This window comes from Dactylosporangium fulvum (assembly GCF_025137375.1).
Classification (GTDB): Bacteria; Actinomycetota; Actinomycetes; order Mycobacteriales; family Micromonosporaceae; genus Dactylosporangium; species Dactylosporangium fulvum.
This window is the reverse complement of the sequence record NZ_CP073720.1, coordinates 4877203-4898639: the sequence shown is the minus strand read 5'-3', so window position 1 is coordinate 4898639 and position 21437 is coordinate 4877203. Positions and strand designations below refer to the sequence as shown.

Sequence of the window (21437 nt, the reverse complement as noted above, 5' to 3'; positions counted from 1 at the left end):
TGGGCTGGAATCGTGCGCCGCTCCCGGAGGTAAGGTCAAGCGTGACGCCGTCTTTTGTTACCGTCTTGCGCTGTTGACTAATACGCATTATCAAGTGGCGCGGGCACCGCTGTGCCGATGGCGCACCACCAGCGGAGGCATCAAGCGAAAAACTTCTATCTATCTATTGAAGTTTATCTCCAACGTGTGCCCTAATATTGACGGTTCTTTTCGCCAGCCGCGCCACACCACGCGGCTACCCCCAGGGAGGAACGATGAACCGTCCCCTGCGATCGGCGCTGCGTGCGGCCACCGCCGCACTCTTCGCCACCGCCACCTTCGCCGCCGCGGCCGTCCTCGGCGCGACACCCGCCAGCGCGGCGCCGGCCGGCCTGCCCGGCATGGACGTCTCCAGCTACCAGGGCAACGTCAACTGGTCAGCCGCCTGGAGCAACGGCGCCCGGTTCGCGTACGTGAAGGCGACGGAGGGCACCGGGTACACCAACCCGTACTTCGCCCAGCAGTACAACGGCTCCTACAACGTCGGCATGATCCGCGGCGCGTACCACTTCGCACTGCCGAACCGGTCCACCGGCGCCGCGCAGGCCAACTATTTCGTCGACCACGGCGGCGGCTGGTCCAAGGACGGCAAGACCCTGCCCGGCGCGCTCGACATCGAGTACAACCCGTACGGCGCGACCTGCTACGGACTGAGCCAGGCCTCGATGCGCAGCTGGATCGCCTCGTTCGTCAACCAGTACCACGCCCGCACCGGACGCTGGGCGACCATCTACACCACCACCGACTGGTGGTCCACCTGCACCGGCAACACCTCGCAGTTCGCCGCCAACAACCCGCTCTGGATCGCGCGCTACTCCAGCAGCGTCGGCACGCTGCCGGCCGGCTGGCCGACGTACTCCTTCTGGCAGTGGTCCTCGTCCGGCACGTTCCCGGGCGACCAGAACGTCTGGAACGGCTCCCTGGACCGGCTCAAGGTGCTCGCCTGCAACGGACCGTGCTGACCCGCTCCGGTGGCGGGTCCGCCCCGGGCCCGCCACCGGTGGCACCCACCCCACACAGGAGGCACCGATGTCCGTCCCCGTTCCACGGCGGGCCGTGCTCCGCGGCGCGGTCCTGCTCGGCGCCACCGCGCTGACCCCGTTCGGCGGCGGCCGCGCGGCCTGGGCTGCCGCGACCCGGGTCGATCAGCCGGTGATCGCCAACTGCGCGACCTGGGCCGCCCGGCCACCCTCGTCCGACGTGAGTGTCGTGCAGAGCCGGCCCAACAAGATCATCGTCCATCACACGGCGTTCCCCAACGCCACCGACTACAGCCTGGCGCACGCCTACCAGAACTCCCGGGACATCCAGAACCTGCACATGGACACCAACGGCTGGCTCGACTCCGGCCAGCACTTCACCAACAGCCGCGGCGGCCACCTGACCGAGGGCCGGCACGGCAGCCTCCACGCGCTGCTGCACGGACAGACCATGGTCCAGGGCGCGCACTGCGTCGGGCAGAACAGCCAGGCCATCGGCATCGAGAACGATGGCACCTACCTCGACGGGCAGCCGCCGCAGGCGCTCTGGGACAGCCTCGTGTGGTTCTGCGCGTTCACCTGCCAGCAGTACGGCATCCCGCCCAACGAGATCTACGGGCACAAGGACTTCAACAACACCCAATGTCCCGGGCTCCTGCACGACCGCCTGCCAGAGCTGCGCAGCGCCGTCGCCACCCGGCTCGGCGGCTGACCAACTCGCCGGTCCGCCGGGGTGCGCGTGGAGGTGCCGAGCCGGACTGGCCGAAGCTGTCCACGCCGACCGGCACGCACGGCACGCCGAGAGCCGAGCCAGGCCATGGCGTGCGAGGCGGCTGAGCGCCACTCGGGCGCGGTCTGCGGTCATGGCTCGCTCCTCAGTCTTCGACCGGCACAGTAGCTTTCGCTATCACCAACACTCAAGGAAAAAGTCACTGATTTTCGAAATTCTCTTGACTGGTCGAACTGGCCCGGCGATCCTCGATGCACATCCAGACCCGGGGAGGCTCCATGCGTATCGCGAACGTCGCCGGCCGGTTGACCATCGTCACTGCCGCGGGCGGCATTGACGTCGAGCGGGCCAGCGGGTCCCGGTTCCCGGCCGACCCGGCGGCGGTCTTCGACCGGTGGCCGGACTTCCTCGAGTGGGCGGCCGGGCTCGACGGGCCGGTCGCGGACGTGCCGATCGACGAGGCGCACCTGGGGCCGCCGTCCCCCCGCCCGTCCCAGGTCTTCGCGGTGGGTCTCAACTACGGCGCGCACGCCACCGAGGCCGGCTACGCGGCCGACGTTCCGGTGACGTTCACCAAGTTCCCGAGCTGCATCACCGGCCCGGACACCGACCTGCCGATCCCCGGCGACCGCGTCGACTGGGAGGTCGAGCTGGTCGTCGTGATCGGGACGACCGCCCGGTCGGTGCCGATGGCCGAGGCCTGGCAGTACGTGGCCGGCCTGACGGTCGGGCAGGACTACTCGGAGCGGCGGGTCCAGCTGATCGGGCAGAGCCCGCAGTTCAGCCTGGGCAAGTCGTTCCCGGGCTTCGGCCCGACCGGCCCGTGGCTGGTGACCCCGGACGAGTTCGACAACGCCGACGACCTCCGGCTGGAGTGCCGGGTCAACGGCGAGCTCATGCAGGCCGGCCGGACCAGCGACATGATCCAGTCGGTGCCCGCACTCATCGCCCAGCTCTCCACGGTGTGCACGCTCCGGCCCGGCGACCTCATCTTCACCGGCACTCCGGAGGGCGTCGGCTCGGCGCGGACGCCCCCGATCTACCTGCGGCCGGGCGACGAGGTGGTCAGCTGGATCGAGGGAATCGGCACCATGCGCCAGCGCTGCGTCAAGGTCGAGGCGCCCTGAGCCGCTGGTCTTCGACTTGTCAATAGATTTTCGAATATTGTGGCTGAACAGCTCGACTGTGAAACATGGCGAAGATCTCGTAACTTTCGAGATTGTGGCTTCGTCTCAAAACGGTCCTACACTCTCAAGCCATGCCACGTAGTGAAACTCGGGCCGAGCGCATCTACGTCGCCCTTCGGGCCGACATCCTTGCCGGACGGCTGCTGCCCGGGCAGCGACTTCCCTTCGCCGACCTGGGCGCACGTTACGGAACCAGTGTCGGCGTGCTCCGGGAGGCGCTGTCCCGCCTGGTCGAACAGGGTCTGGTGCAGTCCGAGGCCCAACACGGCTACCGGGTCACCCAGGTGTCCGAGGCCGACCTCCTGGACCTGACCGCGACCCGCGTCGACATCGAGACGCTGTGCCTGCGCCACGCCATGGCCCACGGCGACCTCGCCTGGGAGTCCCGGGTGGTGGCGGCGTTCCACACCCTGGCCAACACGCCCGAACTGGCGAACGAGCAACCGGCAACGGTGAACGAGGACTGGGCGGCGGCCCATGCGACGTTCCACGCGGCCGTGCTCGAGGGCTGCCCGAGCCGGCGGCTGCGCGACTTCGCCGGATCGCTGCGGGACGCGGCCGAGTTGTACCGGCGCTGGTCGCGCCACCTGGGCGGCGAGAACGACCGCGACATCCTGGGCGAACACACCGCCCTGCGGGACGCCGTCCTGGCCCGGGACACGGAGCGGGCCGAGCGGGTGCTGGCCGACCACATCCAGTACACGACACGCGCCCTGCTGGCCAACGCGCCCGAAGACCTGACCCCGGACCGCGAAGCCAACGCGACGCCCCGGTCCACCAGGGCCTGACCGTCTGAGAGCCCGGCGGGCAGCCACCCTGACGGCTGGCGTCCGCCGGCTCACGAACCCCCGCGAACCCGTACATCCGGACGAAGAGTCTATTCGACAGCGGTAACAACTTTCGAAATTTGACCCGGAACGCCTTGAGACCGTTCCATCTTCACAGTAGCTTCTCGTCATCGAATATCGGGTCGCCTCCGTCAGCGTACGGAGTCGGGCTCGGGCCGGTCCCGACCCCCACGACGGCTCGGACGAGGAGGTTCTGGAGGATGTCACTTCGCTCGTGGCACAGACTTCGGCGGATGGTCATCGGCGGCTTGGCCGTCCTGCTCACCGCCGCCGCGTGCAGTTCAGATCCCACCGATGAGCACCGGGGCGGCGGCACGCCCGTCGACGGTGGCACGCTCAGCGTGGCGCTCTCCGCCGAGCCGGACAGCCTCGATCCCGCCGGCGCCGCCCAAGCGGCCGCGCATCAAGTGTTCATGCAGATCTACGACCCGCTGGTGTGGCTCGACCCGTCCAACGGCGAATACGTCGGCGGTCTGGCGTCGTCCTGGACAACCTCGCCCGACGGCCTGACCACGACCTTCAAGCTGCGTACCGGCGTGAAGTTCCAGGACGGCACCGACTTCAACGCCGAGGCGGTGAAGTTCAACTTCGAGCGGATCCTCGACACCTCGTTCAAGTCGCCGGTCGCCCGGGCCAAGCTCGGTCCACTGAAGACGGTGACCGCGGTCGACCCGACCACGGTCGAGCTCACGTACTCCTCGCCCTACCCGTCGCTGCTCAACTCACTGAGCCAGCACTGGCTGGCGATCGTGTCCCCGGCGGCGGTCGCCAAGCACGGCGCCAGCTACGGCCAGCACCCGGTGGGCACCGGCCCGATGTCGTTCGTGGAGTGGGTGACCGGCGACCACGTCACCCTGCAGCGCACGGCCGACTACGCCTGGGGGCCGTCGTTCCTGCACCAGGGGAAGGCCTACCTGGACAAGCTCATCTTCAAGATCGTGCCGGACGACGGGGCACGGTCGGCGGCCGTCCAGAGCGGTGACGTGCAGATCGCCTGGAACATGCCGGCGGCCGACTTCTCCCTGCTCAAGAGCAAGGGCAGCGATCTGACCATGGTGGCCGCACCGTGGAGCGGCGGCTCGCTGTCGCTGTTCCTCAACACCGAGCGCGCCCCGACCGACGACCTCGCGGTCCGGCAGGCGATCCAGTACGGGATCAGCCGTACCGACCTCATCAACACCGCCCTGTTCGGGATCTACACGCCGGCCGAGGGCCCGATCTCCCCGCGTACCATCGGCTACTCGAAGTCGGTGGAGGGCAAGTACCCGTACGACAAGGCGAAGGCCGAGAGCCTGCTCGACGGGGCCGGCTGGACGATGGGCAGCGACGGCTTCCGCAGCAAGAACGGCACCCGCCTCGCGTTGAAGATCATCACCCACGCACAGTTCAACCCGATCGCCACCGCCATCCAGGGCCTGCTCAAGCCGCTCGGATTCGATGTGGCGGTGGACATCCGCGCCGCCGCCGCCGCGACCGACGCCAACGGCAAGGGCGAGGGCACGGGCGGCATCACGGGCCTGGTCGACAGCGACCCGTCCGGCATCCAGCTCTTCTACAGCTCGAAGAACTACGGCGGGTTCGACTGGTCCCGCATCAAGGACACCCAGATCGACGACCTGCTGAGCAAGCAGGCGGTCGAGACGGACGTCGCCAAGCGCAACCAGATCCTCGGCGACCTCCAGACCACGATCATGGACAAGGCCCTGATCTACCCGATCTACCAGGGCGCCTTCCTGTACGGGGTCAGCTCGAGGGTGGGCAACCTGCACACCAACGTGCTCGCGTATCCCTACTACGCCGATCTCTGGCTCAACCCGTGACACGCTACATCCTGCAGCGCATCGCGCTGTTGGTCCCCGTGTTGCTCGGGGTGTCGGTACTGGTCTTCCTGAGCCTGTACCTCACCCCGGGCGACCCGGTCACGGCCGTCGTCGGCGACGTGCCGGTGAGCGAGGAGACCCGCCAACAGCTGCGCGCCCAGTACGGGTTCGACCGCCCGCTGTGGGAGCAGTACCTGAGCTTCATGGGCCGGGCCCTGCAGGGCGACCTCGGCTACTCGTACCGCTACCAGCGGCCGGTGCTCGACCTCGTGCTGCAGAACATCCCGCAGACCATCCTGCTCATGCTGGCCGCGATGGCCATCGCGGTGGTCCTCGGCTCGCTCATCGGCACGGTGTCCGCGCTCAAGCGCGGGTCCAAGGTCGACACCGCGCTGATGGGCCTGGCCACGCTGGGCCTGTCGGTGCCGACGTTCTGGCTCGGCATGATCCTGCTGCTGGTGTTCGCGGTGAACCTGCGGTGGCTGCCGGCCATCGGGGCCGACCGGCCCGGCGCGATCATCCTGCCGGCGGTGACCCTGGCTATCGGGGCGGCCTGCATCATCGCCCGCTTCCTGCGCGGTTCGCTGCTCGAGGTGCTCAACCACGACTACGTCGTCGCCGCCCGCAGCAAGGGCATGCGGGAGCAGCGGGTCATCGGCGTGCACGCCATGCGTAACGCGGTCATCCCGGTGCTCACCATCGTCGGGCTGCAGATCGGCAACCTGCTGGCGGGCGCGGTCGTCGTCGAGACGATCTTCACCCGGCACGGGATCGGGCAACTGCTGCTGTCCGGCATCACCAACCGCGACTTCCCGATCGTGCAGGGCACGGTCCTGTTCGCGACGGTCAGCTACGTCCTGATCAACCTCGTCGTCGACCTGCTCTACACCGTGGTCGACCCGCGCATCCGGCACGGGGGTACAGCGTCATGAAACGCTATCTGCGGCACCCGAGCTTCGCCATCGGCGCGGTGCTGCTCGCCGTGGTCGTCGTGGCCAGCCTCATCGGCATGATCGCGACCCCGCACGACCCGACCGCGCTCGACCCGCGGGCCCGCCTGGAGAGTCCGAGCTGGTCCTACCCGTTCGGGACCGACCAGTTCGGCCGCGACATCCTCAGCCGGATCCTGGCCGGCGGCCACCTCACCCTGGCCACCGGCCTCTTCGCCGTCCTCTTCGGACTGGTCATCGGCGGTACCGTCGGCTGCCTGGCCGGTTACTTCGGCCGGGCCGTCGACCTCAGCGCCGTCGCGTTCATGGACATCCTGCTGGCCTTCCCTGCGGTGCTCCTCGCCCTCGGCATCGTGGCCATCCTGGGCGGCAGCGTCACCAACGTCATCATCGCCGTCGGGGTCGCCACCGTGCCGGTCTTCGCCCGGGTCGCCCGCGCCTCCGTGCTCAGCGTGATGGTCCGCCCGTACGTCAAGGCCGCCGTCGCCATGGGCTGCACCCACCGGCGGATCCTGCTCCGGCACGTGCTGCCGAACATCCTCGGGCCGATGCTCGTCCTCACCACCACCACCATCGCCACGGCCATCCTCATCGGCTCCGCGCTGTCCTTCCTCGGTCTCGGCGCCGCCCCACCGACCCCGGAGTGGGGCGTCATGCTCAGCGACGCCCGGGCCTACATGCGGCTCGGCTGGTGGCTGACCGTGGTGCCGGGCGTCGCCGTCGCGCTGGTGGTGCTGGCCCTCAACCTGCTCGGCGACGGCCTGCGCGATCTCATCGACCCGACATCGCGGACGAGGGGAGACTGAGATGGCCCTGCTCCAGGTACGCGGACTGTCCACCGAGATCGGCTCCGGCCCGGCCCCGGTCCGGGCGGTGCAGGACGTGAGCTTCAGCATCGAGGCCGGGCAGACCCTCGGCCTGGTCGGCGAGTCCGGCTGCGGCAAGACGATGACCGCGCGCAGCATCGCCCGGCTTCTGCCGGCCGACGCCCGGGTCACCGCCGGCGAGATCGTCTTCGACGGGCAGGACCTGCTCACCCTGCCCGAGGCGGGCATGCGCGACGTCCGCGGGCACCGGATCGGCTTCGTCTTCCAGGACCCGTCGACCAGCCTCAACCCCGTGTACACCATCGGGATGCAGGTCGCCGAGCCGTTGCGGCAGCATCTCGGCCTCAACCGGCGCGACGCCCGCGAACGCGCCGCCGAACTGCTGGCGCGGGTGGGCATCCCGAGCCCCCGGCTGCGGCTGGACGACTATCCGCACCAGCTCAGCGGCGGCATGCGGCAACGGGTCATGATCGCGATCGCACTGTCCTGCACGCCCCGGCTGCTCATCGCCGACGAGCCCACCACCGCGCTGGACGTGACGATCCAGGCCCAGATCCTCGAACTGATCCAGGAGCTCAGCAGCGAGACCGGCACCGCGGTCCTGCTGATCACGCACAACCTGGGGATCGCGGCCGGGATCTGCGACCGGATCGCGGTGATGTACGCCGGCCAGGTCGTCGAGGTCGGTGCGGTCGACGACCTGTTCTACACGCCGAAGATGCCCTACAGCTGGGGCCTGCTCGACGCATTGCCGACGCTGTCCGACGACGAACGCCTGGTCCCGATCGAGGGCGGCCCACCGGACCTCGGCAAGGCCATCGACGGCTGCCACTTCGCCCCCCGCTGCTCCCACGCGCGGCCGATGTGCCTGCGGGCCGAGCCGGCGCTGAGCCGGCGCGGCACCGGTCACGACGCGCGTTGCCACGCCACCGAACCAGAAGGATGGCTGCTATGAGCGCCACGGTCGAGGTCGAACACCTGCGGGTCACGTTCCGCACCGGCGCCGGCCTGCCGGGCCGGCCCGCGGGCACCCTCACCGCGGTCGACGACGTCAGCCTGACCATCCCGGCCGGGCAGACGCTGGGCCTGGTCGGCGAGTCCGGCTCCGGCAAGAGCACGCTCGGGCAGGCCATGCTCCGGCTGGTGCCGGCGACCGGCCGCGTCCGCATCGGCGACCGGGACGTGCTGAGCCTGCCCCGCCGCGGCCTGCGCCAGCTGCGCAGCGAGGCACAGGTCGTGTTCCAGGATCCGTACGGCTCGCTGAACCCCCGCCAGCGCATCGGCGCGATCCTGGCCGAGCCGCTCGCGGTGCACCGCCTGCTGCCGCCCCGCGACCGCCCGGCCCGGGTCCGGGAACTGCTCGACCTGGTCGGCCTGCGGCCCGACCTGGCCCAGCGGTATCCGCATCAGCTCTCCGGCGGCCAGCGGCAGCGGGTCGCGATCGCCCGCGCGCTCGCCGTGAACCCGTCGTTCCTGGTGCTCGACGAGCCGGTGTCCGCGCTCGACGTGTCGATCCAGGCCCAGGTGCTCAACCTGCTGGTCGACCTGCGCGCGCGGCTCGGCCTGACGTACCTGTTCGTGGGCCACGACCTGGCAGTCGTACGCCACGTCAGCGACCGGATCGCGGTGATGTACCTCGGCCGGATCGTCGAGGAGGCACCGGCCGGCACCCTGCTGAACGCGTGCGCCCACCCGTACACGCGCGGGCTCGTCTCGGCCCTGCCGGTGGCCGACCCGGAGACCGAGCGGGTGCGGGAACGCATCGTGCTCACCGGCGACCTGCCGTCCCCGATCACGCCGCCGCCCGGCTGCACCTTCCACCCGCGGTGCTGGCTCTACACCCAGCTCGGGCAGCCCGAACGGTGCCGTGCCGAGCGGCCGGAGCTGCGGGCGGCCGGGCCGGACCAGTCGGCCGCCTGCCACTTCAGCGCGGAGCTGGCGACCAGCCCGCTCGGCCGGGCCCCCGACGCGCTGACCCGCCGACGCCACGTCCCTGTCCCCGTACCCGTCGAAGGGAGCTCCCGATGAGCCAGTTCGAGATCGCCGAGGTACCCCGCACCGCGGCCGCCGCCCCGCCCACGTTCGCCTTCGGCGACGAGCAGATGGCCGACTTCCTGGCCCGGATGCGCAACGCCGTGCTCGCCACCAACCGCGCCGACGGCAGCCCCCAGGCCACCCCGGCCTGGTACCACTGGGACGGCCAGGTCGTCCGGATCAGCAGCCCCGGCTGGACGCTCAAGGTGCGCAACATCCGCCGCGACCCCCGGGTCAGCGTCTGCGTGGACGACCAGATCAGCGGCACGTACGTGACCATGTTCGGCACCGCCGAGATCGTGGACGGCCCGACCGTGCGCGAGGAGTCCTGGCCGGTGCTGCTCAAGTACCTCCACGAGGACGAGGCGACGGTCCGCTGGGCCCGGATCAACGCCGACAACGACCGGGTCGTCATCCGCATCACGCCGAAGAAGGTCATCTGGCGCAACGCGGTGCGCTGATTCCCCGTCTCGCCCACCGCGCACCCTGGCCGGACCGGCCCGGCCAGGGTCGTAGGCCCCGAACCGCCACCGAAACGCACTGCTGAGAGCAGGCTGGTGGTAGTACGACAACTGATTTCGGGACGGTCCTCGCCTGTCCGCCTGCCGGTGGCTCACGTCACATCACCGTGCTGTCACACGGATCGGGTCGCCGGCATCTTGTGTTCGTCCAGTGCAGCAGCACGCAACACAAGAGTGAGGACGACGTCATGGAACCCCGCATCGACCTGTTCACCAACGAGATCGGCCGCAAGTTCGCCAAGCGGTTCGCCAACGCCGGCCTGGTGATCGACCAGTCGCCGCTGCCGAAGGCCACCCAGGAACTGGTGAGCCTGCGCGCCAGCCAGATCAACGGCTGCGGTTGGTGCATCGACATGCACACCAAGGAAGCCGCGGCCGCCGGTGAATCCGCGGTCCGGCTCAACCTGGTCGCCGCCTGGCGCGAGTCCACCGTGTTCACCGAGGCCGAGCAGGCCGCGCTGGCGCTCGCCGAAGAGGGCACCCGGCTCGCCGACGCCGGCCGCGGCGTGTCCGACGAGACCTGGGCCCGGGTACGCGAACACTACGACGACGACCAGATCGCCGCGCTGGTCGCCCTGGTCGCCCTGATCAACGCGGCCAACCGGCTGGCCGTGATCGTGCACCAGAAGGGCGGTTCCTACGAGCCCGGCATGTTCGCCGCGTTCAACTGAGCCGCCTGCTGGTTGGTCGTCAGTCGTGCCCGCCCGGCTGGGCAGCTATCCACGCCGCGATTCTGGATCGTCGGCGTAGACCAAGTTTCCGCATGATGTTGCCGACGTGCACATCGACAGTACGTGGATTGATGCGCAGTTGGGCTCCGATCTGGGCGCTGGTGCGGCCTTCGGCGACCAACACGGCGACCTCCCGCTCGCGGTCGGTGAGATTGTCGGTGCCTGACGCGGTTGGTCGGCGGGGAGTTGGCTCGCCCAACGCGACGCGTACCGCCCGGGCGTGGCCGCGAGCACCAGCCGCCATCGCCGCGACGACCGCCAGCTCATCAAGCACCGCGGTGATCTGTGCACGGGCGACGGCATGCCGGTCCGCCAGCGGTCGTAGCCCGGCGAGGGTGACACCGAGCTTGCGCTGGCGAGCACTGGAGGCGCCCAGCAGCCACGCGGCGCGCTCCGCCTCGCCCTGCGGGTCGTCGGCCTGGTCGAGTCCGGCAGCGATGATCCACCCGTACGCCTCGAGGGTCCACGTCAGGCCCCACTGCTCATCCATGTCGCGTTGGAGTCGCAGGCCGCGGCTGATGAAGTCGGTGGCCGCCCGTTGATCGCCGACTCGCAGCGCTGCCAGGGCGGCGGTCCACAGCGCCCAGGAGATTGACCATGGCGCCTGGGACTTCTCGGACTGCTCGAGGTACTCCTGGCTGGCCGCGACAGCCGCCGCTGGCTCATCGGCAAATACCTTGGCCATCGCCCACATCATGGTCGCCTGGTGCTGGTCGGTGGCGGTGGCTGGATCGCCGCTGAACGCGGTGCGAGCTGCCTCCAGCAACGCAATGGCCCGGTAACTGCCGGTGAGGAGCGCGTCGCCGCCGCCCTCGACGAAGAGGACCGACCCGGTCGGGTCGAGTCCCCATCGGCGGTGCAGGTCGTGGGCGAGCGTCAACAGTGTCCGGGTGCGATCGTGATTGCCCTGGGTCGCCACCACCCACGCCTCCGCCATCGCGGCGGATGACAGGTTGACCGCTTCCTCGGCGCTGTTCACGCGCTCGGCGTCGGACAGGTCCAGCACACGGCGGAGTTGCTGAGCGGCCAGATCCAAAAAACCCCAGAAAAACGGCGCCCTTACCCGGACGAGGTCGCGGCACATGGTCCGGGCGGTCGGCAGGTCGCCCCGGGTGACGGACTCGTCAATCGCAGCCAGAATGTCAGGCACCTCCCGGTACACCGCCGCCATGGACTCGAGCTCGTGCGGCGCGAACCAGGCGGAGGCACCGTCGGCCACCAGGTCGCGGTAGTAGTCGCGGTGCCTGCCGCGCACCCGCTGCTCGTCGCCGGCGTCGGCGAGCTTGCGGAGCCCGTACTCGCGCAGCGTGTCCAGCAGGTAGTAGCGCGCCGGACTATGTACCGATGTCGCGGTCGTGTCGACGGTGAGGACTGACTTGTCGACCAGGCCGGTGACCAGGTCGATGACGTCCAACGGGTCGATTCCCGCCCCGCCGCAGACCGCTTCGGCCGCATCAACATCGAACGCGCGGGCGAATACCGACGCCCGGGCCCACAGCTGCTGTTCGGCCTCGGTGCACAGCTCGTAGCTCCATTCCACGACCCCTTCCAGGGTGGAATGTCGCTGGCTGTCGGCGAGCAGGGTGGTGTCGGTGAGCAGGCGGAATCGGTCGTCGAGGCGGTGCAGGAGTTGTCGGACGGACAAGGTCCGTATCCGGCCGGCGGCCAACTTGATCGCCAGAGGCAGTCCGTCGAGGCGGTGGCACAGGTCGGCGACGGCATTCGCATCGGCCCCGGTGGGGACGCGGCCGGCGTGCCCGGCCGCGGTGGCGCCTGCGGTGAACAGGGCGATTGCGTCCGCCAACGGCAGCGGGGGCACCACGAGGGTGTGCTCGCCGTCGACGCCCAGCGGCTGGCGTGAGGTGGCCAGGACGCGTACATACGGTGCGGCGCGCAGCAGCGCGGTCACGCAGACGTGGGTGGCGGGGATCAGATGCTCGCAGTTGTCCAGCACGAGCAGCACCCGCCGGGTACGGAGATGGTCGACCAGAACATCCAGGCCCGCCGGCCCGTGGTACTGGATGCGCAGGGCCAGCGCCATGTGGGCGTAGAGGCGCTCCGGTGTGTCCGGCGTCGGCCCGGGGATGCCACTGAGGTCGATCATCCATACGCCGTCGTGCACCGCCTCTTGGAGGCGGGCGGCGACCCGCAGCGCCAGCCGCGTCTTGCCGACGCCGCCCGGGCCGGTGAGCGTCAGCAGCCGGACGCGACTGAGCAGGCCACCTGCTTGGGCCAGTTCCTCCTCACGGCCGACGAAGAGCGCGATGTCCACCGGCAGGTTCCCGACCGGGGCCACGGTTCAGGCCATCCGGGGCGAGCTACCGAAAAGTACGTAGATGGTCACCCGGGGCAGGGTACCGAAAGCTACATAGACCGTCACTAGTTCAGCGTTACCAAATTTCCCATTACAAACAGCTATGAGAGCGGCTATGTAAATGCGCCAGTGCGGGCCGGGTGAGCTGCTGCGCAGACTGCGGGGACCAGGCAATCCCGACGCGCCGGACCGCCTGGAAGGAATGGACCGGATGTGTATCAGAAATGCGCCGGGCGCCTGGAAGGAATCGACCGATCGGCCCATTCATTCCAGCACCGCCAATCTGCGGACCACCCTGGACCGCCTGTCCGCCGCAGGCATGCTCCACCTGTCTACGTACGCCTGGGGACTGCGTCTGCCGGCGTGTAGCTCCGGCGCCGCCGATGTCAGCGGCCTCGTCCGGCGACCCGCAGCGCCAGCCGCGTCTCGCCGACGCAGAGCGCGTGGCGAGCTACCGGAAAGTACATAGATGGTCGCCGAGACCCGGTTACCGAAAACTACGTAGACCGGGAGTGACCAGCTACGCGGTTGTGCCGATGCGGGCCGGGCGGGCCGCTGTGGAGACTGCGGAGGACCTCACGAGGAGAGGAGCCGCCCATGCGGCTAGCCGGCGCATGGCAGATGGGTGCAATCTCGGCGGTTGGGCAATGAGCTGGTTGCGGCGGCGACGTCGGCACAACGAGGGTCCGCAACAACTGGCGCCGTCGGCACCGGCGGCACCCGCGGCTCCTGGCGGTGACACCTCCCTGCTACCACGGGGGCCGGGAGGTGTCACCGCATCGGATCCCGACGATCAGCGATGGCGCGAGCTGTGTAGTGACGCAGCACTGCGGCTGCTGGATCTGACCCAGCGGATGTCGGTGTCGCTGGACGCGGCGATGCGGGACCAGGCCGATCCTGATGTGCTGGATGGCCTGTACGGGCTGGATGCGCTGACGTGTCAGGCCAAACGCGTTGCTGAGAACCTGTTCGTCCTCGGCGGGGGCCGGCCGTTGCTGGACGTCGATCGTCAGGTCACCTCGCTCAGCGACGTCGTCCACGCCGCACTGGGCAGGGTTGCCGGTTGGCAGCGGGTCACCGTTGGCGGTGTCGCTGACATCGCCGTGGCTGAGCATGTGTCGGGCGATCTGATCCGCGTGGTCACGGAACTGCTGGACAATGCGGTCCGGTACTCACCGCGGACCGCGCCGGTCACGGCCTCGGGCCATCTGCTGTATGACGGCGGTGTCCTGCTGCGCGTCGAGGATACTGGCATCGGCATCACCGACGCCGACCTGGTCCGTCACAACGCAGCGTTGCACGGTGCCTTCCACGGCGCCGACGTGTCCGGGTCAACCGCTGCCGGCCACGGCAGCATCCCGTGGGGCCTGCAGGTGGTCCGGCAGGCGGCACGCACGCACGGCATCCGCGTGTCCCTGACAGGGCGCTCCCCACAGGGCACGACCGCACTGGTCTACGTCCCCGCCGGGCTGCTGTGCGAGCTCCCGACCGAGGACCACACCACAGGCCTTGGCACGGCCAACGACCAGCGACCGCACGGGTTCGATCGTGGCTGGTCGACAACTACTGCAGTCCCACCACCGACTCCGGTCTCGTTCGCAGGACAAGAGCGATCGGCGAACCCAGCGGGAGCTGGCGGGTCGCGGCTGACACCGTTGCCGATACGGGTGCCACAGCGACTGCGCGACATGCACCCAGAACCAGCCGTCCCCGCCAGCGGTGCGCATCTTGGGTCGAATGCCGATCTGGGCGATGCAGTGGACGAGATCGTGGCGTTCGACGCTGCCACCGGAGGCGCTGGGCCGATCCGGGAGGACCTCCAATGACAACCACCAGCCACGGGTTGGGACCCGTGTCGCGAGCCGGGTCGTCGGACCGGCACGAGCTGACCTGGATGATCAACGAGTTCGCCGCCGATACACCCGGCGTTGTCCATGTGGTGCTGCTGGCCGTGGACGGGCTTGCGCTGGCAGCCTCGGACGGCTACGACCGCGACCAGGTCGACAAGACCGCCGCCACCGCCGGGTCGCTGATGTCGATCGCCCACGCGATCAGCCGGGAGTACGGCGCGGGACGACCGGAAATCCTGACGTTCCGCACGCCCAGCTTGCACTTCCTGTTCATGCATGTGGCGGACCTGGCCGGGCTGGCCGTAGTGGCGGACCGGACCAGCAACCTGAGCGTCGTCGGTCACCAGATGCAGCGGCTCGTTACCGCGGTCGGCGCGCGGCTCAATCCCGACGCACGCCCCACGCCGGTGCCGCGGCCAGCAGCGCCGTCCACCAACTGACGGCCAACTGACGGACATAGGGGATCTTCGTGGCCTCATCCGCGTACCGGGCTCACCAGGCGGCTCGCCGGGCCTACCGCGCACATCCGCAGGTGCGCCCGTTCGTGCTGGCCGGCGGCCGAACCCGGGTCCGTACCCGCCACCCGTTGCTGGTCCACACGCTGGTGTCGGTGCCGCGTTTCGACCCGGCGCTCGCCGCGCACCTGACCCGGCAGGAGCGGGCCGTCTACGAGCACGCCCGGCACGGCCTGTCGGTGGCCGAGGTGTCAGCACACACCGGCCTGTCGCTCGGCCTGGTCCGCGTCATCCTCGGCGATCTCGCCAACAGCACCCTGATCACGATCCATCCTGCAACCGAGTCTGTGACGACCGTCTTGACCCTTGAGAGGGTGCTCCGTGGCCTCCAGCAGCTCTGACAACACCGTCCAACCGGCGGCGGCCGAGGAGGCACAGTCCACCAAAATCGTCATCGCCGGTGGCTTCGGGGTGGGCAAAACAACGCTGGTGGCCTCGATCTCGGAGATCGCCCCGGTCAACACCGACGTGTGGATGACTGCTGCCAGCACCGCAGTGGATCCCCTGGACCCCGGCCTGGACAAGGCGACCACCACGATCGGTATGGACTTCGGCCGGATCACCCTGCCCGACGGTCTCAGGCTGTTCCTGTTCGGCACACCGGGTCAGCCGCGGTTCTGGCCGTTGTGGGACGACATGTGCCGTGGCGCGTTGGGAGCGCTCGTGCTGGTCGACACGCTCAAGCTCGAGAAGTCGTTCGCCGCCGTCAACTACTTCGACCTGGAATCCGACGTGCCGTTCGTGGTCGCGGTCAACCGCTTCCACGGCCGGCTGACGCACTCGCTGGACGAGGTGCGCGCCGCGCTGGCGCTCCACCCGGAGGTGCCGGTCACCAGCGTCGATGCCCGTGACCGCAGCTCGGTGCAGGACGCATTGATCCTGGTGCTGCAGCACGCGATCAACCGGTTGCGAGCCACCGACCTCGCCATGCCGATGAGCAAATGATCACAACCGCTGGAAGGATGCGGCGTTGCGCAAAGTTCTGATCGTGGGCGCGGGCCAGTGCGGGCTGTTGCTCGGCCACGGCCTGCTCCTGGCCGGCGACTACGAGGTGACCATCCTGTCGGCGCGGACCCCGGACGAGATCCGTCAGGCCCGTCCGACCTCCACCCAGGTAATGTTCGGCCCCGCTCTCGCCATCGAGCGCGCATACGGCCTGGACCTGTGGGCCGACGAGACCCCGGGCATCGCCGGGTTGCACCTGACCGTCGCGGCACCGCCCGGCGGCGACCGGCTGGACATCTACGGTGTCCTGGACGCGCCGGCTCAGAGCACCGACCAGCGGGTCAAGATGGCCGGCCTGCTGGAGCTGTTCGAGGAGCGCGGCGGGACCGTCCACACCATGGGTGTGAGCACCCGCGACCTCGACGAGATCGCCGAGTCCGGCCGCTACGACCTGATCGTCGTCGCCGCCGGCCGCGGTGAGCTGACCGCGCTGTTCGACCGGGATCCGTCCCGCTCCCCGTACACCACGCCGCAGCGCGGTCTGGCCGCCGCCTACGTCCACGGCATGCACCGCGACCCGCACACCAGTCTGTGGCCGAACGTGACGCTCACCGTCGTTCCCGGCGCCGGCGAGCTGATCCTCATCCCGGCGCTGACCACGACCGGGCCGTGCGACATCCTGTTCTGGGAGGCGATCCCCGACGGGCCGCTGGACGTGTTCGGCGACCATCCCGACCCGGCCGATCACCTGGCCCGCGCGGTCGGCCTGATTCGCGAGTACACCCCGTGGCTGTACGAGCGGTGTGCCCAGGTGGAGCTGACCGACCCCCGCGCCACACTGACCGGCCGGTACACGCCAACCGTGCGGAGGCCGATCGGTGAGCTGCCCTCGGGTGGGCTGGTCCTGGGCGCCGCCGACGTGGTCGTGGCCAACGATCCCCTCGTAGCGCAGGGCGCCAACACCGCCGCACGCTGCGCCGCTGCCTACCTGGACGCGATCCTCGACCACGGCGACCGTCCGTTCGACCGCGCCTGGATGCAGCACACCTTCGAGCAGTTCTGGACGGCCAGCGCCCAGCAGGTGACCGCATGGGCCAACGGGATGCTCCGGCCGCCACCCGAGCACGTCCAACGCATCCTCGGCGCGGCGGCACAGTTCCCCGAGGTGGCCAGCCGCTTCGCCAACGGGTTCGCCGACCCCGACGACCTCGTCGACTGGTTCATGACCCCGGCCGCCACCGACCACTACCTCGGCCAGGTCGTGGCGCGCGCCACCGCACCGACCCGCCCCGGCCCCTGAACCGGCCCCGAGACCGGCCACCAGATCTGCCAGTCCAGTCCACCGGTCGACGATGCCCGGCGAGCATGCCAGGCCGTCAACGGCCGGCAGAACCACCCTCGAACCACCCAGCAAGGAGGCGTGATGACCACCGAGACGACCCACGAGCCGACCCACGAGGCGAAAGTCCGGCGCTTCTACGACGACAGCGACGGCGGTGAGGGTGCAGGCCAGGCCTACACGGAGCTGATGGGCGACGTGTGGCACCACGGCGCCCGTGACGCCGAGGAGAACGGCAAGACGGTGGCTGAGGCTGCGCTGATCATGGAGCGTCGCCTCATGGACCTCGCCGGGCTCGAGGCCGGCCAGCGTGCCTTGGACTTCGGGTCCGGGCCCGGGGGTGCCACTGTGCAGATGGCGCTGATGACCGGCGCCGGCTTCGTCGGGCTGTCCAACACCGAGACGCTCAACCAGCGGGCCCGCCAACGGGCCACCGCCGAGGGGCTGGACGGGCAGGTGGCGTTCCTGACGATCGGCGACCACGACTACCGAACCCTGGCCGCGTGGCCCGACCAAACCTTCGACGCGGTCACGTTCTTCGAGTCCGTCTGCCACCTACCCGACAAGCAGGCGTTCTTCCACGCCGTCTTCCGGGTGCTCAAGCCCGGCGGCCGGCTGATCGGCCTGGACTGGCTGCAGCGCTCATGGGGTGAGTACCAGACCGACGAGCAGATCCAGACGATCACCGGTCCGGTCTGTGAGCTCATCCGGCTGGCTGGCCTGGGCACGCTTGACACTTATGCCGCGATGATGCGCACGGCCGGGTTCGACGTCACCCACGCCGTGGACGAGTTCGAGGGTCAGCTGTGCTGGGGCAGCACCCCGCCGGAGGACCGGGAGCGGTGGCTGACCTACGACGGACCGTCCGGTGAGCTGTTCCAGGACGCCAAACGCGCACTGGACGCCGCCCGGGGCGCCGGGGTGTTCACCGTCGGCTGGTGGGCCGCAACCCGCCCGAGCGTGTAACAGCACCGATGCCCGGACCGATAACCAGACCACTGCCCGGACCGCTGCCCGGCCAGCGTCGTGCCCTGCCCGACGTGTCCGCGCTGACCGTCGGCGTCCTCGGCGGTACCGGGCCGCAGGGTCGTGGTCTGGCCTACTGATCATCGGTTCCCGCGACACGCGGCGCGGCACCGGCGTCGCCGCTGAACTGGCGGCGACGCCGGGCGCCGTGCCCGGCGCGCTCAGCGGTGGCGACAACCGCCAGGCGGCCAGCGCCGACCTGGTGATCTCTACCTGGGCCGCACGCTCGGGGTGTTGTGCATCGCGGTTACCGCCGCGGCGGTGCGGCACACGGGAGTGCTGCTGCTCGGCCTCGGCATGATCACCGGCCGGCCTGGATCAACGCATCCTGCTGCGGCGCACCACGACGGGGCTGTTCGCATCGCCGCGTGACCCAGAAGAGCTCACCGATCAGGAGAGGATCATGCCGGTTACCCCCGCCCGAAACCGGCAGCTGGGGTTGTTCAACCTCACGCTGCCGGCGGTCATCGCGGACCCAGCACAGTTCTATGCGACGCTGCGCACCGAAGCACCGGTGTACTTCGATCCCTACCTCTCGACGTGGCTGTTGTCCCGGCACCGCGACGTGCAGCACCTGCTCGCGCACCCAGACACCTCGACACGGATGCACCACGGCGACAGCTTGGCCCGCTTCGGCACGGCCAGCCTCGACGAGGCATTCGCCATGCTGGACCTGCACGTGTCGTTCGTCGACGGCGACGACCACCGCCGGCTGCGACGCGCCCTGGCCGAGCCGCTGCAGATCCAGCGGGTCCGCACCGACCTGGCCGAGCCGATCACCCAGGCTGTCACCAACACGCTGCTGGAAATGAGTGATCGGGAAGTCGTCGATGTGGTGTCGACGATCTCGTCCAGCGTGCCCACTCGAGTCACCAAGCACCTGCTGGACCTGGACGTTGACCTCGAGACGGTGCAGCGGTGGTTCAACGCGTGGGGTGACGTGGTCGCAGCACCCGGGCACGTGCCCACCGGCAACCGAAAGGCGCTGCTGAGCGTCGTCGCCGAACTGGTGGCCTATCTCAAGGCACTGGTAACTCGCTACGAGGCACAGACGATGCCACCCGAAACGATGGTCGGTGGGCTCGTGTCGGTCATGCGCAGCGGGGGCATGACCAGGGACGAACTCATCGCCAACCTGATGATGCTGGTGACCGCAGGCACCGAGACCACCGCCAACCTGATCTCGAACACGATCATGACGCTGGCCGACGACCCCGGACTGTGGGCACTCGTCAACGACCGGCCGCAGCTGATCCCCGAAGTCGTCGACGAGATCGCCAGACTGCACCCGCCGACCCAGTTCACCGCCCGCCGGCTCCTTTCATCGATCGAGCTGCCCTCCGGCGGTCCGCTCCCCGCCGGCGCCTCGGTGGTGCTCATGCTGGCCGCGGCGAACCGGGACCCGCAGGCGTTTCCCGACCCGGACCGCGTCCGGATCGACCGGCGATTCGACCGGTCCGGGCCTCGGCCGCTGACCTTCGGCCACGGCGCCCACTACTGCTTCGGCGCGCCGCTGGCCCAGCAGGAAACCCAGCTCACCATCGAGCGTCTGATCGAGCGATACACCCGGATCACGCCGCTGCCGGGCCGGACCTGGCGACAGAACGGCAACCTACGCGGACTGCGCACGCTGCCGGTCCGGCTGGTTGCCAAGGCCACGAAAGACACCCAGACGAACGCCCAGGAAGCTGCCCGATGACAGCGCGCACTGGTCGCGACACTGTTCACGACCGGATCCGGGTCGCCGCCCGGCACAGCCGTCCGCCGCGGACCCGGCAGGTGCCGACATGTCGGTCGTCACGCGGCGGCGGCTGTTCCTGGCCTGTCAGTAGGCGACGTCCACGACGACCCGGGTGGGGTTCGTCAGGAGCATCACCCGGTATCCGGTGCGGTGGTGTGTCGTGACGAAGGCCGACACCGTCCCGTTGTCGTAAACGGCGAACGAGACCGACCGTGCCTGCGTGAGCCCGATCGGCACGGGGTTCGGCCCGGCCACGGCGCCGGGTTGCGTGGTCGCGGCGGTGAAACCGACGTGGATCGTCGTCGGCGCCGCGACGGCGTAGGCGACGCTGATCAGTGGTGCGGTGGCGGTGCCGAGGTCGAAGACCACCCGGTCGTAGCCGGGATGGGCGCCCGTGCGCACGCTGGTGATCCGGACCTGCGACGCGGTGCCGGCGCCGCCCCGGAACCGTTCGGTGGTGAACGGCTGGGTCGGTTGATGGGCCACGTCGACGGCGATCCGAGGCGGGTTCGTCAGGCGCAGCACCCGGAAGCCGACGCGGTCGGCGAGTCCGAGGCCAAAGCTGATCTTGCCCTCGACGGCGCCGCCGGACCTGATCTGGCGCAGCGTCGGCAGCCGCGGGTTGTGGACCGTGCCGAGATCGACGGTGGACGCGCCGGTGGCGACGTCGTACGGGTACGCGCCGTCGAAGACGACCACGAGGGTGGCCGCGCCGTCCACCGGCAGCGTCGTACCGGTGGCCTGACTCACGAGTGAGCCGTACTCCACCCGGTACCCGGGAGTGCCGCCGGTGAAGTCGAAGACCGTGCGGTCGTAGTGCTCGTGCCTGCCGGTACGCACGCCCACCAGGGTCGGCGGGTGCGGGTCCCACGGCGGCACGGTCGCGGTCCCCGTCTGGGGCGTGACGCTCGTCGGAGCGGGCAGGTCACCCGCCGCGGCCCCGGTGCCCGGCAGGGCGAACACCGGGGCGAGAACGAGGAGGGCGAACAGGGTTCGGAGCTTGGGCATCCACATGGCGACGTCCTTCCAGAGGGGTCGGG

The 21437-nt window shown here is 69.7% G+C and carries 21 protein-coding genes; 19 read left to right on the top strand and 2 right to left on the bottom strand.

Annotated features, from left to right (window positions below; translation table 11 throughout):
* Positions 1–254 precede the first annotated feature (254 nt).
* The 11 genes from Dfulv_RS22985 (at position 255) to Dfulv_RS22935 (ending at position 10607) form a co-directional block, all read left to right on the top strand.
* Entirely contained in the window at positions 255–1001 is a 747-nt protein-coding gene (locus Dfulv_RS22985; protein WP_259866645.1) for a lysozyme, read from the top strand.
* A gap of 67 nt (positions 1002–1068) precedes the next feature.
* A complete protein-coding gene (locus Dfulv_RS22980) occupies positions 1069–1731 on the top strand; it encodes a peptidoglycan recognition protein family protein (protein WP_259866643.1) in 663 nt (220 codons plus the stop codon).
* Between the two features lie 296 nt (positions 1732–2027).
* On the top strand, positions 2028–2876 hold the full coding sequence (locus tag Dfulv_RS22975) for a fumarylacetoacetate hydrolase family protein (protein ID WP_259866641.1): 849 nt from the start codon (positions 2028–2030) through the stop codon (positions 2874–2876).
* Positions 2877–3007: 131 nt separating this feature from the next.
* Positions 3008–3724 (top strand): GntR family transcriptional regulator, encoded by a 717-nt coding sequence (locus Dfulv_RS22970; RefSeq protein ID WP_259866639.1) that lies wholly within the window; start codon positions 3008–3010, stop codon positions 3722–3724.
* A 293-nt stretch (positions 3725–4017) separates the two neighbouring features.
* Positions 4018–5604 (top strand): ABC transporter substrate-binding protein, encoded by a 1587-nt coding sequence (locus tag Dfulv_RS22965; protein ID WP_259866637.1) that lies wholly within the window; start codon positions 4018–4020, stop codon positions 5602–5604.
* Positions 5601–6536 carry an ABC transporter permease gene (locus Dfulv_RS22960; RefSeq protein ID WP_259866635.1) on the top strand — a complete coding sequence of 312 codons (936 nt, stop codon included), beginning with the start codon at positions 5601–5603 and terminating at the stop codon, positions 6534–6536. The genes Dfulv_RS22965 and Dfulv_RS22960 overlap by 4 nt, the downstream gene beginning before the upstream one ends.
* Positions 6533–7360 (top strand): ABC transporter permease, encoded by an 828-nt coding sequence (locus Dfulv_RS22955; RefSeq protein WP_259866632.1) that lies wholly within the window; start codon positions 6533–6535, stop codon positions 7358–7360. Before Dfulv_RS22960 ends, Dfulv_RS22955 begins: the two co-directional genes overlap by 4 nt.
* Before the next feature lies 1 nt (position 7361).
* A complete protein-coding gene (locus Dfulv_RS22950) occupies positions 7362–8336 on the top strand; it encodes an ABC transporter ATP-binding protein (protein WP_259866630.1) in 975 nt (324 codons plus the stop codon).
* On the top strand, positions 8324–9409 hold the full coding sequence (locus Dfulv_RS22945; RefSeq protein WP_406567981.1) for an ABC transporter ATP-binding protein: 1086 nt from the start codon (positions 8324–8326) through the stop codon (positions 9407–9409). The genes Dfulv_RS22950 and Dfulv_RS22945 overlap by 13 nt, the downstream gene beginning before the upstream one ends.
* Positions 9406–9876, top strand: a complete 471-nt coding sequence (locus tag Dfulv_RS22940; RefSeq protein ID WP_259866626.1) for a PPOX class F420-dependent oxidoreductase — start codon at positions 9406–9408, stop codon at positions 9874–9876. Before Dfulv_RS22945 ends, Dfulv_RS22940 begins: the two co-directional genes overlap by 4 nt.
* Positions 9877–10124: 248 nt before the next feature.
* The gene (locus tag Dfulv_RS22935; RefSeq protein WP_259866624.1) at positions 10125–10607 is read left to right on the top strand and encodes a carboxymuconolactone decarboxylase family protein; all 483 of its coding nucleotides are present in this window, start codon (positions 10125–10127) and stop codon (positions 10605–10607) included.
* Between the two features lie 19 nt (positions 10608–10626).
* Here the strand turns inward: Dfulv_RS22935 and Dfulv_RS22930 are convergent, their stop codons facing one another.
* Entirely contained in the window at positions 10627–12963 is a 2337-nt protein-coding gene (locus tag Dfulv_RS22930) for an ATP-binding protein (protein ID WP_259866621.1), read from the bottom strand.
* Between the two features lie 872 nt (positions 12964–13835).
* Here Dfulv_RS22930 and Dfulv_RS22925 point away from each other — a divergent pair.
* The 8 genes from Dfulv_RS22925 (at position 13836) to Dfulv_RS22890 (ending at position 20355) form a co-directional block, all read left to right on the top strand.
* Entirely contained in the window at positions 13836–14807 is a 972-nt protein-coding gene (locus Dfulv_RS22925) for a sensor histidine kinase (RefSeq protein ID WP_259866619.1), read from the top strand.
* A gap of 68 nt (positions 14808–14875) precedes the next feature.
* Positions 14876–15271 carry a roadblock/LC7 domain-containing protein gene (locus tag Dfulv_RS22920; protein WP_259866616.1) on the top strand — a complete coding sequence of 132 codons (396 nt, stop codon included), beginning with the start codon at positions 14876–14878 and terminating at the stop codon, positions 15269–15271.
* Positions 15272–15300: 29 nt separating this feature from the next.
* Positions 15301–15687: a DUF742 domain-containing protein gene (locus tag Dfulv_RS22915; RefSeq protein WP_259866614.1), complete on the top strand. Its 387-nt coding sequence runs from the start codon at positions 15301–15303 to the stop codon at positions 15685–15687.
* Positions 15668–16291 carry a GTP-binding protein gene (locus tag Dfulv_RS22910; protein ID WP_259866612.1) on the top strand — a complete coding sequence of 208 codons (624 nt, stop codon included), beginning with the start codon at positions 15668–15670 and terminating at the stop codon, positions 16289–16291. The genes Dfulv_RS22915 and Dfulv_RS22910 overlap by 20 nt, the downstream gene beginning before the upstream one ends.
* A 25-nt stretch (positions 16292–16316) precedes the next feature.
* Positions 16317–17591, top strand: coding sequence for a styrene monooxygenase/indole monooxygenase family protein (locus Dfulv_RS22905; RefSeq protein ID WP_259866610.1), 1275 nt, complete (start codon positions 16317–16319; stop codon positions 17589–17591).
* A gap of 123 nt (positions 17592–17714) precedes the next feature.
* A complete protein-coding gene (locus tag Dfulv_RS22900) occupies positions 17715–18596 on the top strand; it encodes an SAM-dependent methyltransferase (protein ID WP_259866608.1) in 882 nt (293 codons plus the stop codon).
* A gap of 8 nt (positions 18597–18604) precedes the next feature.
* Positions 18605–18736: a hypothetical protein gene (locus Dfulv_RS22895; RefSeq protein WP_259869920.1), complete on the top strand. Its 132-nt coding sequence runs from the start codon at positions 18605–18607 to the stop codon at positions 18734–18736.
* Between the two features lie 323 nt (positions 18737–19059).
* Entirely contained in the window at positions 19060–20355 is a 1296-nt protein-coding gene (locus Dfulv_RS22890) for a cytochrome P450 (protein WP_259866606.1), read from the top strand.
* A gap of 126 nt (positions 20356–20481) precedes the next feature.
* Here the strand turns inward: Dfulv_RS22890 and Dfulv_RS22885 are convergent, their stop codons facing one another.
* Complete coding sequence (locus Dfulv_RS22885) at positions 20482–21411, bottom strand: AMIN-like domain-containing (lipo)protein (RefSeq protein ID WP_259866604.1); 930 nt, start codon at positions 21409–21411, stop codon at positions 20482–20484.
* Positions 21412–21437: the final 26 nt, after the last annotated feature.